Genomic DNA, 14,915 nt, shown 5'->3' on the forward strand with positions numbered 1-14,915 from the left:
CGCCCAGTCCTAGCCTGATGCGTATGAAAGCGCTTTCCACGATCCTGACGTGAAGGAGGGGAACCCCATGGTGGAAGACAGGGCAGTCGACAAGGCACACCGCTCGGTGCGCACCGTCAAGATCGCCATGAACGGTGTGACCGGACGGATGGGATACCGCCAGCACCTGGTGCGATCCGTCCTCGCGCTGCGGGAGCAGGGAGGCCTCGATCTCGGGGACGGAACCGTGCTCTGGCCGGAGCCGGTGCTTGTGGGCCGGCGGGAGGAGGCGTTGCGGACGATCGCCGACCGGCACGGGCTCGACCAGGTCAGCACCGACCTGGCCGAGGTGCTGGCCGATCCCGAGGTGGAGGTCTACTTCGACGCGCAGGTGACCGGCGCCCGGGAGGCTGCCGTCCGTCAGGCCATCTCGGCGGGCAAGCACGTCTACTGCGAAAAGCCGACCGCCCTCTCCTTCTCGTCGTCCCTGGAGCTGGCGCGGCTGGCGGAGGCGGCCGGAGTCAGACACGGCGTGGTCCAGGACAAGCTGTTCCTGCCGGGTCTGCTGAAACTGAGGCGCCTGATCGAAGGCGGCTTCTTCGGTGAGGTCCTCTCCGTACGCGGGGAGTTCGGCTACTGGGTGTTCGAGGGAGATTGGCAACCGGCCCAGCGGCCCTCCTGGAATTACCGCGCGCAGGACGGCGGGGGCATCACCGCCGACATGTTCCCGCACTGGGAGTACCTGCTGCACGAGTTGTTCGGCCGGGTGTGCTCGGTGCAGGCCCTCACCCGTCGGCACATCGGCCGCCGTTGGGACGAGGAGGGCAAGCCGTACGAGGCCACCGCGGACGATGCGGCGTACGGCGTCTTCGAACTAGAGGGCGGCGCGGTCGCACAGATCAATTCCTCTTGGGCCGTCCGGGTCCACCGCGACGAGTTGCTGGAGTTCCAGGTGGACGGGACGCACGGTTCGGCGGTGGCCGGGTTGCGCGATTGCCGGTTCCAGCACCGGGCGGGGACACCCAAGCCGGTCTGGAATCCGGACCTGCCGCAGACGGAGTCCTTCCGCGCCCAATGGCAGGAGGTGCCCGACAACACCCCGGCGGACAACGGCTTCAAGGCCCAGTGGGAACTGTTCCTGCGCCATGTCGTGCGCGGCGAGCCCTGGAGGTGGGACCTCCTGGCCGGGGCACGCGGGGTGCAGCTTGCCGAGCTGGGGCTGCGGTCCTCGGCGGAGGGCCGGCGGCTGCGGGTGCCGGAGGTGGTCCTGTGAACGCCATCCTGCTGCCCAACCCGGAGGGCGGGTACCGGGAGTACCACCCGAACAGTGACCCGCTCCCGCCGCTGGTCTGCGGCCCGGCGCGGAGCCGGACGTTCTACGCGGCGGCGCATGTCGTCGCCGACCCGCTCGCGGCCTCGTCGGAAGCGGGGGCCGCCGTCGACTGGGACGCCACGCTGGCCTTCCGGCACCGCCTGTGGGCTCAGGGGCTCGGGGTCGCGGAGGCCATGGACACGGCGCAACGCGGTACGGGCCTGGACTGGCCGTCCGCCGCCGAGCTGATCCGTCGCTCGGCGGCCGAGGCGCGGGCAGTGGGCGGCCGGATCGTCTGCGGCGTCGGCACCGATCAGCTGGCGCCGGCCGGGGCGCACTCGATCGCCGGTATCACGGCCGCCTACGAGGAGCAGCTCGCGCACAGCGAGGCGTGCGGGGCCACGGCCGTGCTGATGGCGTCCCGGGCGCTCGCGAAGGCGGCCCGGGGCCCGGAGGACTACCTGCAGGTGTACGGGGAGCTGCTCCGGCAGAGCAGCGCGCCGGTGGTACTGCACTGGCTGGGACCGATGTTCGATCCGGAGCTGACCGGCTACTGGGGACACGAGGACGCGGAGGAGGCCACCGAAGTCTTCTTGAAGATCATCGCCGAGTATCCCGGGAAGGTGGACGGGATCAAGGTGTCGTTGCTGGACGCGGGCCGGGAAGTGGACATCCGGCGCCGGCTGCCGGCCGGCGTGCGCTGCTACACGGGGGACGACTACCACTATCCGGAACTGATCCACGGTGACGGAGAGCTGGCGAGCGACGCCCTGCTCGGGATCTTCGATCCGATCGCCCCGATCGCGGCGCGGGCGGCGGGCGCGCTCGACCGGGGCGACCCGGTGGCCTTCCGGGAACTGCTGGACCCCACGGTGGCACTGGCACGGCATCTGTTCGCCCCGCCGACCCGCTACTACAAGACGGGCGTGGTCCTGCTGGCCTGGCTGGCGGGGTTCCAGGAGCACTTCGCGATGCTGGGCGGGCTCCAGTCGGCACGCTCCCTCCCCCACCTGGCCACGGCGTACGAACTTGCCGACCGGCTGGGTCTCTTCCCCGATCCGGGGCTCGCCGAGGCCCGGATGCGGCAGTTGTTCGCGGCGTACGGGGTGACCTCGTGAACCGGCTATCGGCGCCGGCCCGGTTCAGCCTCAACCAGGAGACGGTCCGGCAGTGGTCCCTTCCCGAACTGGTCAGCGGCTGCGCGGCGGCCGGGGTACGGGCGGTGGGCCTGTGGCGGGAGCCGGTACGGCGGTTCGGGGTGCGGCAGACGGCGAAACTGATCGCCGGGGCCGGGCTGCGCGTCAGCTCGCTGTGCCGGGGCGGTTTCTTCACGGCCGCCGACCCGGTGGGCCGGGCCGCGGCCCTTGGGGAAAACCGGCGGGCGGTCGAGGAGGCCGCCGAACTGGGGGCGGACACACTGGTCCTCGTCTCCGGCGGGCTGCCCACCGGGGAACGCGATCTGGCCGGTGCCCGCGAGCGCATCGCGGACATCCTGGGCGAGTTGACGCCGTGGGCCGCCGGGCACGGGGTGCGGCTGGGCATCGAAGCCCTCCATCCGATGTTCGCCGCGGACCGCTGTGTGGTCTCCACGCTGGGCCAGGCACTGGATCTGGCCGAGCGGTTCCCCGCGGAGCAGGTGGGGGTGGTGGTGGACGCCTACCACCTGTGGTGGGACGAGCGGCTCCCGGAGGATCTGCGCCGGGCCGGTGCGGGCGGCCGGATCGTGTCGGTCCAGGTGGCCGACTGGGTGACTCCGCTCCCCGAGGGGGTGCTGCTGGGACGGGGGCAGCTCGGTGACGGGTGTATCGATCTCCGGGGGTTCCGGGAGCTGGCCGACGGGGCGGGCTACCGCGGGCCGGTCGAGGTGGAGATCTTCCATCCGGGACTGTGGGCCCGGGAGGGATCAGAGGTGCTGCGGGAGGTGATCGAACGCTATCGCCGGTACGTCGCATGAGGTGACTTCCGGGTGGGACCAGACGGTGAGTGCGGGAAACGGAGAAAGCGATGACAGACCCATGGAGTCGGCGCGCCTTCCTCTCCACGGCGGGCGGAGGTGCGCTGTGGCTCGGCGTCCCCCGCGCGCGTGCCGGGGGCGAGCCGGCCGCGGACACGTACGAGACGATGCGCACGGTGTGGCGCGGGCTCTATCTGGGAGCAGGTTTCCCGTCGACGGCCGAGCCGTTCCGGTCGCGGCTCGCGGAACTCGGCGAACAGGCCGAGGGCTGGCGTGCCGCCATGTCTCCCGCGCCGAGAACACTCTGGCCCGACCTGGGGTTCGCCACTGATCCCGAGAAGATGATGCAGAGCTACTACCGGCTGCGCACCATGGCCGAAGCCTACGTCCGGCCGGGTACCGCGCACACCGGTGAGGCCGCGATGCGCACGGCGCTGCTGACCGGGCTCGATCATCTGTACACGGACGTGTACCACGCGGGCCAGTTGCCGTACGGCAACTGGTACTGCTGGCAGATCGGCGCCCCACAGGCGCTGCTCGACCTCTGCGTCCTGCTTCAGACGGACCTGCCGACGGCCCGCCTCGCCGACTATTGCGCGGCGGTCGACCATTTCGTACCCGACTCCGTCGTCGCCTCCTACAGCGGGACGAGTACGGGAGCGAACCGGGTGGACCTCTGCCGGGTACTGGCCCTGCGCGGAGTGGTCGGCGCCGATGCGGCGAAGATCTCTCTGGCCCGGGACGCGCTCGCGCCGGTCTTCCCGTACGTCTCCTCGGGTGACGGGCTCTACCGGGACGGTTCCTTCGTCCAGCACACCTGGGTGCCCTACACCGGGACTTACGGCGCGGTGCTGCTCGGCGGACTCGGCATGCTGTTCGCGTTGTTGCGGAAGACCCCGTGGGAGGTGACCGATCCGAACGCGCAGATCGTGTTCGACGCGGTCGAGCGGGCCTGGGCGCCGTTCCTGTTCAACGGGCTGGTCATGGATGCGGTGTCGGGCCGGGCGGTCAGCCGGGGCGTGCCCGAGCTGGACGCCCGCCGGGTCCAGCAGGACGACCACACGCGGGGCCATGCGGTGCTGGCCGGGATCCTGCTGCTGGCGGAGGGCGCGAGCAGCGCCGAACGGGCCCGGTGGCGGGGGCTGGTCAAGGGGTGGATGGCGCGGGACTACTACAGCCCGCCGATGGACGACCAGACCCTGCAACTGTCCGCTCTCGCGCGACTGGCGGAGGTGCGGGCGGACACGGGGGTGGCGGGGCTGCCCGAGCCGGTCGGCCACCGGCTGTTCGCGTCGATGGACCGGGCCACGCACCGGCGGCCCGGCTGGGCCGCCGCGCTGTCCATGGCATCGAAGCGGATCGCCCACTACGAGACGGGAAACGGCGAGAACCTGCGCGGCTGGCACACCGGCAGCGGGATGCTCGCCTGGTGGGGTGCCGGCTACGGGAACGGCCAGTACTCGGACGCCTTCTGGCCGACGGTGGACCCGTACAGACTGCCCGGCACCACCGTATCGCGGCTGGTGCTCGCCGACGGCGCGGGAGGTGACTGGGGCGCCTCGCGGCCGGACGCGGTGTGGGTGGGCGGTACGACCGACGGGGAGTTCGCGTCGGTCGGCCAGCACCTGCGGGGCCTGGGCAGCACGATGACGGCGCGGAAATCGTGGTTCTTCCTCGCGGACACCATCGTCTGCCTGGGCGCGGGGATCCGTTCGACGGACGGAGTGCCCGTCGAGTCGGTCATCGACAACCGCAACCTCGGCGCGGCGGGCACGCATGCGCTCACCGTCGGCGGCACGGTGCAGCCGGCCGCCTTGGGCTGGTCTGCTTCCTTCCCCTCGCCCGGCTGGGCCCACCTGGCGGGCTTCGGCGGGTACGTGATGTCCGGGCCGGCGGCGTTCAAGGTCCTCCGGGAGGCGCGCACAGGCCGGTGGAGCGACATCAACCGCGCGGGCACGACGACGGCCCTGACTCGGCGCTACCTCAGCATCTGGTACGACCACGGCACGGATCCGGTCGCCGCCGGGTACGTGCACCAGATGCTGCCGGGAGCCACAGCCGCGCAGACGGCCGCCCGGGCCGCCTCCGTGAGCTGGCTGCGGGTGCTCGCCAACACCGAGGCGGCCCAAGGGGTGTCGGTGGAGTCGCTCGGCTTCACAGGCGTCAACTTCTGGCAGGCGGGGACGGTCGGCGTGCTGGAGGCGAGCGCGGCGTGCTCGGTCACGGTGCGGGAGAGACCCGACGGCACGGCCCTGCTGTCCGTCGCGGACCCTGCGCGGGCGCTGGCCGCGCTGACGGTGGTGTGGAACCGGCCCGTAGCAGCGGTGGTGTCCCGGCCGCCAAGCGTGGTGACGGCCGAACCGGGCACGCGCCTCCGGCTCGCCTTCGGCAACCTCACGGGGGCCGCGGGAGCCGGGCAGGAGGTGGTGGTGCGGCTGGGGTAACGCACCGTCCGGCCAGTTGGGCGCGGTACTCCGCCGGGGGCTTCGACGAGCAGGCTGACCCGGGCGCCCGCTGCGGCAACCGCGCCGGCACACCCGTGGCGGGTGTCGGCTGGACCGCCCGAGCACAGCCAACACGGAGCACGGGCCGCAGCCTACCCGCGGACCTCAACGGCAGGCCCGGAGACCGAGTCGGCGTGGGAGCCGCGATGCGAGCGGCCGGCCTTCCGGCGTCCCGGGGCCTGCGCCAAACGCCAGCGCACACGCGGAACCCGGAGCGGGCTACACGTCCGCCGGCTTCGCCCCAGAGGCCCGCCGCCCCGCGGCGGCGCTACGAGCGACCCCCGACGCGGGCCCCACCGGGGCACACCAGGCGGCCACGCCCCGGGAGGCGACCGGAGCGGGAGTCCGGCAGCAGGCACGGGGAAGTCGCGCGCTGCCGGACCCCTCCGCAGGTCCCGCCCCGCGGCGGCGCTACGAGCGGCCGCGATCCCGACGCGGGCCGCCGGAGAGGGCGGACATGCCCCGGGGCTTCGCCCGCAAGGCCCCGCCGGGGCAAACCGGGCCGCCCGCGCGGCAGCGGCGTGCGGGTTGCCGCGACGGGGGCCCGCGTGGGCATGCGTTCCTGAGGTCCGTCGGGCGAAGCAGGCGGCGGGGCGAGGGGGGTACGGCGGATGCGGGCGGGGGTGTGGCATAGCGTGCGCCGTATGGAACAGGAGCAGACGGCCGGGGCGGGCGAAGGGGCGGGGAGGCGGCGGTTTCTCGTGGTCGCCGCGACCGGGGCGGCAGCCGCCGGGCTCGGGGCGCTGGCCGGGTGCGGCAGCGGGGGCGGGAAGAGGAAGCCGAGCGAGCAAGGGGGCGGGGGCCAGCGCCCCGAGGAGGCGGCGGGCGCGGCGCGGGGGATCGACGTCAAGGTCGAGAACGCCCGGCCCGGTCACGCCGACTGGCACGTGACCCAAGCCGGCCCCGCCCGCGCCATCGAGGGCTTCGCCGACAAGGTCAGCGTGCTGCCCGGGGAGGCGTTCGGCCTCCACGTGTCCACCACCGCCCCCCGCTTCACCGTCTCCGCGTACCGCATGGGCTGGTACGGCGGCGCGCGGGCCCGGCTGGTGTGGCGTTCGCAGGCCCTGCCCGGCGTCCGACAGCCCGAGCACACCGTCGACTCCGCCACCCGGATGGTCCGCACCCACTGGACCCGCACCGCCACGGTCGACACGAAGGACTGGCCGGAAGGCTGTTACCTCCTGCGCCTGGACGCCCAGGGCGGCCAGGGCCAGCGCTTCGTACCGATCACCGTCCGCTCCGCGGCCACAGCCGGACGCACCGTCATCGTGAACGCGGTGGCGACCTGGCAGGCCTACAACCGCTGGGGCGGCTACGGCAGCTACGATGGCCCGAACGGCGCGTACGCCACCCGCTCGCTGGCCGTGACCTTCGACCGGCCGTACGAGTACGACGACGGCGCGGGCCTGTTCCTGGTGTACGAGGCGCCGCTGATCGCGCTGGCGGAGCGGCTCGGCATCCCCCTCGCCTACGCGACGACCACCGACGTCGCGCGGGACAAGGGGCTGCTGGAAGGCGCCGCTGCCGTGCTGTCGCTCGGACACGACGAGTACTGGTCCCCGGAACAGCGGGCGCACTTCACCGCCGCCCGCGACGCGGGGACGAACATGGCCGTCCTCGGCGCGAACTGCTGCTTCCGCCGGATCCGGCTGGAGGCCTCCGACCTGGGCCCGGACCGGACGGTGGTCTGCTACAAGTCCTCCTACGAGCAGGACCCGGGCTTCCGGCGCGGCCATCCGGCCACCGTGGACTTCCGCTCGCCCCCCGCCGCCGACCCGGAGAGCTCCCTGCTCGGAGTGATCTACGACGGCTACCCGGTGGACGCCCCCTACGTCGTGACCAACCCGGGCCACTGGCTGTTCGAGGGTACGGGCGTGAAGGCGGGCGACAGCTTCGCGCACTTGGTCGGCGTCGAGTACGACAAGGTCGACACCGGTTTCCCGACGCCCCGTCCGATCGAGATACTCGCCCACTCCCCCGTCGTGTGCGAGGGCCGGCCCAGCCACCAGGACTCGGCGTACTACACCGTTCCCAGCGGCGCCGGGGTGTTCGCGACGGGGACGATGCGCTGGGTCGAGGCCCTCGACGCGACGGGCGACGGCCGCAGCGGGGCCAACCACGGCCTGGACGCCCGCGCGGGCGCGCTGACGACCCGGGTAACGGAAAACCTGCTGCGCGTCTTCGCGGCCGGCCCGGCCGGTCGCACACATCCCGCCCAGGACAACGTCAAGGCGGTCTACGGGCGTTCCTGAACCACCCGCCGACGCCGAACGCCCTCCGCCGGACGCCCACAACGCCGAAAGCCCGCAAGGCCGGACGCCCGGCCGGGAAAGATCTCGGCCGGGCGTCCAACGGACGCTTCTGGCTCAGCCGCGGGCTCGCTGACCTGCATCGGTTCATCGGTGGACGCGGTGGCGGATTCCTCCGGGTCAGGGCCGGGGGCCGCGTCGATGGGCGGATCCGTGGGCGGCTCCTCGCCTGTCGGGGCTTCGGCGGCGTTGCGGCTGCGGTTGCCCTGCTCCGCGATGGCGGCGGTGAGTGCGTTGGTGAAGGCGTCCCCCCGGGGGCGGTGGCCTACGTAGTGGGGCTTGAACTCGAAGGCGGGGAGGAGGTCGTTGGTATAGGGCGTGTATCGAAAGTGCCTGGTGAGGATGGAGGAGAGTCCATAGTGATCCAGAATCATTGGATGGTCACGCTTGAGACTCCCCGTTTGATCCTTCGCCGTTGGCGCGAGGAAGACGTTGCGCCCATGGCTGCCGTCAACGCCGACCCCGAGGTCATGCGGTGGATCCGCGACGGCAGCGTCCTTGACGAACAGCAGACACGCGGCCGGGTCCAGGCGTGGGAGAGCGAGTGGGAGTCACAGGGCTTCGGCCTGTTCGCCGTGGAGATCCGGTCCACTGGCGAGTTGGCCGGGTTCACGGGCCTTTCGGTGCCCGACTTCTTGCCGGAGGTACTCCCGGCGGTTGAGGTCGGCTGGCGGCTGGGACGTTCTCACTGGGGTCAGGGCTTGGCCACCGAGGCCGCTGCGGCCGCTGTACGGTTCGGGTTCGAAGAGCGAGGGCTGGAGCGGATCGTCAGCATCACTCAAGTGGGCAACGACGCCTCCGAACGAATCATGACCAAACTGGGGATGCATCCGGTCCGTGAGACGGTCAATCCCACCGGCGGTCGGCGCGTACGGGTGTTCGAGTTGCGGTCGGTCCAGTACGTCACAACCACTCGTTGATGGCGGCGTCGAGGACAGTGGCCTCGTAGCGGACCGCGAGTTTGTCGTACCTCGCGGCAACGGCCCGGTGCGTCTTGAGGCGATTGATACCGCACTCGACCGCATGCCGAGCCTTGTAGGTCCAGCGGGTCGAACTTCGGCGGCCGGCCGCCGCGCGAACCGCGTTTCTTGCGGTTGCGGGCCTGGCCGGCCTTGTCCGGGATGGTGCAGCGGATACCGCGCCGCCGCAGGTAGGCGCGGTTCTTTCGGGAGGCGTACGCCTTGTCGGCGCGCACCTGAGCCACACCAACTGGGCTGCACTCGTCGAGCTCCATCGATCAAGCGGCCCAAGCCCCGGGTGTGGACCCCGAGCGGGTTGAACACTGGCGTCGAACCGGCGAGAAGCCAGGTCCCGTCATGGTGTGGACAGCGGAGATGGGGGCCGGTTTCTCGACTTCGTCCGGCAAGACCGCCACTACGCCTTGTGGCATACCTTCGTTTTCCTCGGGCCCAGGCGCGGCGAGATGTGCGCCCTCCCTTGGAGCGAGGCCAGCCTGACCGCACCATGGATGCGCATTTCGGCCCAGACCGTCGAAGTCGCGTACCACATGTACGACGAGGCACCCAAGGCTGACAGCGTACGCACCATCTCCATGACTGAAGAGTCCGGCCGAGTGCTGGCGGCCCATCGCGTCGCCCAGGACACCGAACGCGCCGAGTGGTCAGGGGAGAACGCCTGAGTCGAGTCGGGTCGAGTCTTCACACAGGAGAACGGCGAGCCCTACCGTCCAGACCGGGTCAGCCGGCGATTCAGACGGCTCGTACACCTGTCGGGCCTTCCGCCGGTTCGACTGCACGATCTCCGCCATCGCTCAGCAACGCTGTCCCTTCAAGAACGACTCGGGCACAGCTCCCGACAGATCACATCGGACACCTACGCCAGCGTGCTGCCGGAGCTCCTCCGGGCCGAAGCAGAATCGACCGTGTCTGTCGTGCCCCGTGCCGCCGACTTCGGGCGTCCAGGAGCCAGCAGCCAGCGTGCTTTGGGGCGAGGTCCACTCACAAGTGCGCTCCGCCGAGCATGCGATTGAGGTAGGAACGAAGTGGCTGCGGGACTACTGCGCCGACAGCGGGCTCAAGGCCTCCACGTGGAAGACCTCAGCACTCGCATTCCGGATGACCAGAGAGCAACCATGACGCTGAGGCGGGTTGCGATCGGCCGGGTGGCGGACATGGACACCTGCGATGCAGAGCAACCAAACACGCTGGTCAGCACGTCATCACACATGTGTCACTTGGCAGGGGCGGCAGGAGTCGAACCTGCGACCTACGGTTTTGGAGACCGTTGCTCTGGCCAGCTGAGCTACACCCCTTCGGCGAGACCAACCATGGCACGGGCGGACCCGAAGATCCAACGAATTCCGCAGGGTGTCCGCTGCCTGAGACGGCGAGTGGGTGAGCCACCGGAGCGGCGTGCCGTCCACCCATCCGGAACCAGCCAGAAATTACCCCGTCGTATGTAGTGACTTACCAAGCCGCCGACAGTAGAACTTGTTCTCACTCCATCGAGAGTGAGGAGCGTCACATGAGTGACAAATCCCTGACCAGCAAGGTATCCCAGGGCATCTCGCGCCGCAGTTTCATCGCTGGAACCAGTTCCATTCTTGGAGCCATGGCCCTGGCAGTCAACCCCACCCCCGTCCAGGCGAAACCCGCCAACACCTCGTCCGCGCCCATCGACACCGGGGCCCATGTCCCGGCCCTCGTCATCGGCACCGGCTACGGCGGCTCCGTCGCCGCACTCCGTCTCGCCCAGGCGGGTGTCGACGTCCACATGATCGAGATGGGCATGGCCTGGGACACCCCCGGCCCGGATGGCAAGATCTTCTGCAACACCCTCAGTCCCGACCAGCGTTCGTACTGGCTGCGCACCCGCACGAAGGCCCCGCTGAACTACTTCCTCGGCTTCCCCATCGACCGGGACATCCCCAAGTACACGGGCATCCTGGACGCCGAGGAGATGGGCGGCATCATCGTCTACCAGGGCCGCGGTGTCGGCGGCGGCTCCCTCGTCAACGGCGGTATGGCCGTCACTCCCAAGCGGGAGAACTTCGGCGCCGTGCTCCCGTCCGTGAACGCGGACGAGATGTACAACGTCTACTACCCGCGCGCGAACGCCGGACTCGGCGTCGGCCTCGTCGACCCGGACTGGTTCAACACGGTCGACTGCTACCAGTTTGCCCGCGTCGGCCGCAAGCACGCCCAGCGCTCCAACTTCCCCTTCGTGTTCGTGCCCGACGTCTACGACTGGGACTACATGAAGCAGGAGGCGGCCGGAACCGCCACCAAGTCGGCGCTGGACGGGGAGATCCTGTACGGCAACAACCACGGCAAGAAGTCGCTCCAGAAGACCTACCTCGCGGCCGCCAAGGCGACCGGAAAGGTCTCCATCTCGCCCCTGCACAAGGTCACCACGGTCACCCCCACGACCGGAGGCGGCTACACCGTCGTCATCGAACAGCTCAACACTACCGGCGACACGATCGCCACCAAGACCGTCACCGCCGACCGGGTGTTCTTCGCCGCCGGCAGCGTCGGCACGAGCAAGCTGCTGGTCAAGTTGAAGGCCACCGGAGCCCTCCCCAACCTCAACAACGAGATCGGCAAGGGATGGGGCGACAACGGCAACGTCATGTGCGGCCGCGCGAACCACCTCTGGGACCCGACCGGCAAGCTCCAGGCGACGATCCCGTGCGGCGGCATCGACAACTGGGCCGCGGGCGGGGCGTTCGCCGAGGTGGCACCGCTGCCCACGGGCATCGAGACGTACGCCTCCTTCTACCTCTCCATCACCAAGAACCCCAACCGCGCCGAATTCAGCTGGAACGCGGCGACGGGCAAGGCGGAGCTGAACTGGCAGACGGCCTGGAAGCAGCCGGCCATCGACATGGCCAAGACCATCTTCGACAAGATCAACTCGAAGGAGGGGACCATCTACCGGAGCGACCTGTTCGGCACCAACAAGATCTGGGGCGACCACCTCACCTACCACCCGCTCGGCGGCGCCGTCCTGAACAAGGCCACCGACAACTACGGGCGGCTGCACGGCCATCCCGGCCTCTACGTGATCGACGGAGCGCTGATCCCCGGCAACACCAGCGTCAATCCGTTCGTCACCATCACGGCGCTCGCCGAACGGAACATCGAGAAGATCATCGCCACTGATCTGTAGCGGCTCCGAGGAACCGGGGCCGGCCGCGAGCCCGCGACGGGCCACCGGCCGGCCCCGGACCGTGTCAGCTCCCCGGAAGTACGCAGACGCTGTCGAGACCCAGCACATGGTTCAGGCGTCCGAAGGCGAGCCAGGAACCGATGCTCATGCTCAGCTCCACAATCTCCACCTGGCTGTAATGGGCCGTCATCCGCTCCCAGAACTCCTCGTCGAGACCGTGGTGGTCCAGCGCGTAGCGTTCCGCGTACTCGGCGGCCAGCCGCGTGCGGTCGTCGAAGGCCTTCGTGGTGCGCCACTCGGTCACCGCGTCGGCGAAGTCCTCCTCGACCTTCTCGCCGTCCCGGTCGGTGCGCCAGTCGAGGCAGAAGACGCACCCGTTGATCTGCGCGATCCGCAGCCGGGCCGCCTCGAACTCGCGCAGGCCCAAGGTGGTGTGGGCGTAGACCGACAGGGAGAAATTGGCCGCGGCCATCCCGATGCCGGGGACCAGGTCGCCCCAGACGTACTCGATGGGGTGCTGACCTTCCGGAACGTCGATCCTCATGGCTGATTCCTTCCGAGTTTGCCGACTGCGGGGCGCAGCGGGACGTCGAGCGCGTCGTAGATTCCCGGCGGCGCGTCCACGAGCCAGTCGATCGCCCCCACCAGCCGGCCGACGGCGGTGGCGTTGCCGCCGGCGGAGCGGTTCTCCCCCTCGTCGGTGGCCTCGATCGTCACCTCGATGCGCGGGCGCCCCTCGATGATCACCCGGTGTGCGCCGGCCCCGTCGGGCGGCTGTGGCCAGTCGGGGGCGCAGGAGGGGTGGATGCGGGTGACGTGTTCGATGACGAGGCGGGCCTCGCCCTCGACGATGCCCTGGACCTCGAACCGGATCGCGCCCTGGGTGCCGGCCTCGAATTCGCCCATCGTGCGGGTGGTCACCGCCGTGTCGAGCGCGCGCCGGGCGGACGCCTCGCGGATCTCGTCCAGTTCGACGCCGAGCGCCCGGGCCATCATCCGTATCTGGCCGCCCCACACCATGGTCGGCACGGACGGCATGAGCATCATCGGCTCGAAGTCCATGGGCTGCCCCATGCCGACCAGGTAGCGGACGGAGTCCGGCTGGTCGTAGGTGGAGTAGTCGAAGATCTCCTGGCAGCGGATCACGTCCACGGTGGTGCCGAGTCCGCTGATCAGCAGCGGCAGGACGTCATTGCCCCAGCCGGGATCGACGCCGGAGGCGAACAGCGAGCCGCCGCCGGCCGCGATGGCCGCCAGCACCGGATCGAGGAACTCCGGTGGCGCGTTGCGGTGGTCGTAGAGGGGGTACAGGGCGGGGCTGACGACGACGGCCCCGGCGGCGACGGCCCGGGCGATGTCGGCGAGGGCGTCGTCGGGACGGGTGTCGCCGGACGCCGCGTACACGACGGCGGCGGGCCGGGCGGCCAGCACCTCCTCGACGTCATCGCTCGCCGCGACGCCCAGCGCGTGTTCCAGGCCGGCCAGTTCACCCGCGTCGCGGCCGGCCTTGGCCGGATCGTGGACGATGACTGCCGTGAGTTCGAGCGCCGGGTGGGCGTCGACGGCGCGGATAGCCGCGCGGCCGACGTTGCCGGTGCCCCAGACCACCGTGGGAATCATGCGCGGAGGGTAGCGAGAGGCCGTGGAGGTGCCCAGTGCCGTGAAGGAGGTTTTTCGACGGGGCGCCGGCCGGATCTCGCGAGGGCCGGGCTCAGAGCCCCGCCAGGGCCGCCGTCTCGCTGAACGCGGGGACGCGCCCGGTGCCGCCGCGGCCGGACACGGAGAGCGAGGCGGCGGCCGTCCCGTACGCCACCGCCCGCGCGAGGGGGTCGCCCAGGGCCAGCCGGGCGGTGGTGGTTCCGGTGAAGCAGTCGCCGGCGCCCGTCGCGTCGACCGGGTCGGGGTTGACGGGAACCGGCCGGTACGTCGCGCGTACCCCGTCGTCCAGCAGCAGCCGGCCGGGGCCCGCGGTGACGGCGACGGCGCGGGCGCCGAGTGCCCGGTAGCGGGCGGCCGCGAGCAGCGGGTCGTCGGTGTCCACGAGGGCCAGGGCGTCTGCCGGGCAGGAGGTCTTGAGGAGCCCCGTCAGCGGGGCGACGCGCGCCAGGAGTTCCCGTGCATCCTCCCGGCGGGTGAGCCGGGGGCGGAAGTTGGGGTCGTACGTGAGGTGCCCGCCGGCCCCGTGCACGGTTTCGGCGGCGGCCAGCACGGCGTCGCGGGCGCCGGGTGAGAGGGCGCCGGTGATGCCGCTGGTGACCAGGGCCGTGGAGGCGGTCAGCAGGTCGCGCCAGGACTCGATGTGGCGTGGGGAGAGGGTGGAGCCGGCGCTGCCGGTGCGCCAGTAGACGAACGCGCGGTCGCCGCCGGTGTCGGCGCAGAGCAGGTAGGCGCCGTTGGGACGCGGGGAGCGGCGCACGTGGGAGACGTCGATGCCGAGTCGGGCGGCCCGCTCCAGCAGGGGCACGCTCAGCTCGTCGTCACCGACGACGGCGAGGAGGGCGGTGCGGGCCCCGGCAGCCGCCGCGGCGGCTGCGGCGTTGAGGGCGTCGCCGGAGTAGGAGATCCGGGCGGCGGTGCCGTCGACGGCGGCGTGCGGGGCGGTATCGGCGTGGATCTCGACCAGGACCTCGCCGAGCACGAGCACGTCGTAGGCCGCGCCGGCGCGGCCTCGGGGCGCGGGCGCGGCCATGTCAGCGGGCGCGGCCATGTCGGCGGGCGCGGCCATG

11 protein-coding genes, 1 tRNA gene and 1 pseudogene are annotated in these 14,915 nt (G+C 71.1%); 8 read left to right on the top strand and 5 right to left on the bottom strand.

Annotated elements, in window-relative coordinates; all coding sequences use genetic code 11:
• Positions 1-67: 67 nt before the first annotated feature.
• From IE207_RS14705 to IE207_RS14730, 6 genes are all read left to right on the top strand, one after another.
• A complete protein-coding gene (locus IE207_RS14705; protein ID WP_190184596.1) occupies positions 68-1,252 on the top strand; it encodes a Gfo/Idh/MocA family protein in 1,185 nt (394 codons plus the stop codon).
• The gene (locus tag IE207_RS14710; protein WP_229873724.1) at positions 1,249-2,409 is read left to right on the top strand and encodes a dihydrodipicolinate synthase family protein; all 1,161 of its coding nucleotides are present in this window, start codon (positions 1,249-1,251) and stop codon (positions 2,407-2,409) included. The genes IE207_RS14705 and IE207_RS14710 overlap by 4 nt, the downstream gene beginning before the upstream one ends.
• On the top strand, positions 2,406-3,245 hold the full coding sequence (locus tag IE207_RS14715) for a sugar phosphate isomerase/epimerase family protein (RefSeq protein WP_190184597.1): 840 nt from the start codon (positions 2,406-2,408) through the stop codon (positions 3,243-3,245). The genes IE207_RS14710 and IE207_RS14715 overlap by 4 nt, the downstream gene beginning before the upstream one ends.
• Positions 3,246-3,295: 50 nt before the next feature.
• Positions 3,296-5,689: a polysaccharide lyase 8 family protein gene (locus IE207_RS14720; protein ID WP_190184598.1), complete on the top strand. Its 2,394-nt coding sequence runs from the start codon at positions 3,296-3,298 to the stop codon at positions 5,687-5,689.
• 704 nt (positions 5,690-6,393) lie between these two features.
• Positions 6,394-8,001 carry a N,N-dimethylformamidase beta subunit family domain-containing protein gene (locus tag IE207_RS14725; RefSeq protein ID WP_229873725.1) on the top strand — a complete coding sequence of 536 codons (1,608 nt, stop codon included), beginning with the start codon at positions 6,394-6,396 and terminating at the stop codon, positions 7,999-8,001.
• A 434-nt stretch (positions 8,002-8,435) separates the two neighbouring features.
• On the top strand, positions 8,436-8,978 hold the full coding sequence (locus tag IE207_RS14730) for a GNAT family N-acetyltransferase (protein WP_190184741.1): 543 nt from the start codon (positions 8,436-8,438) through the stop codon (positions 8,976-8,978).
• Here the strand turns inward: IE207_RS14730 and IE207_RS14735 are convergent.
• Positions 8,962-9,253, bottom strand: a pseudogene (locus IE207_RS14735) (transposase); the annotation flags it as partial. The gene IE207_RS14730 and the pseudogene IE207_RS14735 sit on opposite strands and share 17 nt — an antisense overlap.
• A 273-nt stretch (positions 9,254-9,526) precedes the next feature.
• Here IE207_RS14735 and IE207_RS14740 point away from each other — a divergent pair.
• On the top strand, positions 9,527-9,697 hold the full coding sequence (locus IE207_RS14740) for a hypothetical protein (RefSeq protein WP_190184599.1): 171 nt from the start codon (positions 9,527-9,529) through the stop codon (positions 9,695-9,697).
• Positions 9,698-10,253: 556 nt separating this feature from the next.
• On the opposite strand, the gene IE207_RS14745 is transcribed toward IE207_RS14740, so the two are convergent.
• Positions 10,254-10,330 (bottom strand) — tRNA-Trp (locus tag IE207_RS14745).
• Positions 10,331-10,542: 212 nt separating this feature from the next.
• On the opposite strand from IE207_RS14745, the gene IE207_RS14750 reads away from it, so the two are divergent.
• Positions 10,543-12,189 carry a GMC oxidoreductase gene (locus IE207_RS14750; protein ID WP_190184600.1) on the top strand — a complete coding sequence of 549 codons (1,647 nt, stop codon included), beginning with the start codon at positions 10,543-10,545 and terminating at the stop codon, positions 12,187-12,189.
• Between the two features lie 64 nt (positions 12,190-12,253).
• Here IE207_RS14750 and IE207_RS14755 read toward each other — a convergent pair whose 3' ends face one another.
• The 3 genes from IE207_RS14755 to IE207_RS14765 form a co-directional block, all read right to left on the bottom strand.
• A complete protein-coding gene (locus tag IE207_RS14755; RefSeq protein ID WP_190184601.1) occupies positions 12,254-12,733 on the bottom strand; it encodes a carboxymuconolactone decarboxylase family protein in 480 nt (159 codons plus the stop codon).
• Positions 12,730-13,809, bottom strand: a complete 1,080-nt coding sequence (locus IE207_RS14760; protein WP_190184602.1) for an NAD(P)H-dependent amine dehydrogenase family protein — start codon at positions 13,807-13,809, stop codon at positions 12,730-12,732. Before IE207_RS14760 ends, IE207_RS14755 begins: the two co-directional genes overlap by 4 nt.
• Before the next feature lie 91 nt (positions 13,810-13,900).
• Positions 13,901-14,914 (bottom strand): PfkB family carbohydrate kinase, encoded by a 1,014-nt coding sequence (locus IE207_RS14765; RefSeq protein ID WP_229873726.1) that lies wholly within the window; start codon positions 14,912-14,914, stop codon positions 13,901-13,903.
• Position 14,915 lies beyond the last annotated feature (1 nt).

The sequence above is a fragment of the Streptomyces cirratus genome, from assembly GCF_014650775.1.
GTDB lineage: Bacteria > Actinomycetota > Actinomycetes > Streptomycetales > Streptomycetaceae > Streptomyces > Streptomyces cirratus.

Excerpts from the sequence above, each read along its gene's own strand:
- IE207_RS14725 (WP_229873725.1), top strand. The coding sequence starts at position 6,394 with ATGGAACAGGAGCAGACGGCCGGGGCGGGCGAAGGGGCGGGGAGGCGG.
- IE207_RS14750 (WP_190184600.1), top strand. The coding sequence starts at position 10,543 with ATGAGTGACAAATCCCTGACCAGCAAGGTATCCCAGGGCATCTCGCGC.
- IE207_RS14760 (WP_190184602.1), bottom strand. The coding sequence starts at position 13,809 with ATGATTCCCACGGTGGTCTGGGGCACCGGCAACGTCGGCCGCGCGGCT.
- IE207_RS14705 (WP_190184596.1), top strand. The coding sequence starts at position 68 with ATGGTGGAAGACAGGGCAGTCGACAAGGCACACCGCTCGGTGCGCACC.
- IE207_RS14740 (WP_190184599.1), top strand. The coding sequence starts at position 9,527 with ATGCGCATTTCGGCCCAGACCGTCGAAGTCGCGTACCACATGTACGAC.
- IE207_RS14755 (WP_190184601.1), bottom strand. The coding sequence starts at position 12,733 with ATGAGGATCGACGTTCCGGAAGGTCAGCACCCCATCGAGTACGTCTGG.
- IE207_RS14730 (WP_190184741.1), top strand. The coding sequence starts at position 8,436 with ATGGTCACGCTTGAGACTCCCCGTTTGATCCTTCGCCGTTGGCGCGAG.
- IE207_RS14720 (WP_190184598.1), top strand. The coding sequence starts at position 3,296 with ATGACAGACCCATGGAGTCGGCGCGCCTTCCTCTCCACGGCGGGCGGA.
- IE207_RS14765 (WP_229873726.1), bottom strand. The coding sequence starts at position 14,914 with ATGGCCGCGCCCGCCGACATGGCCGCGCCCGCTGACATGGCCGCGCCC.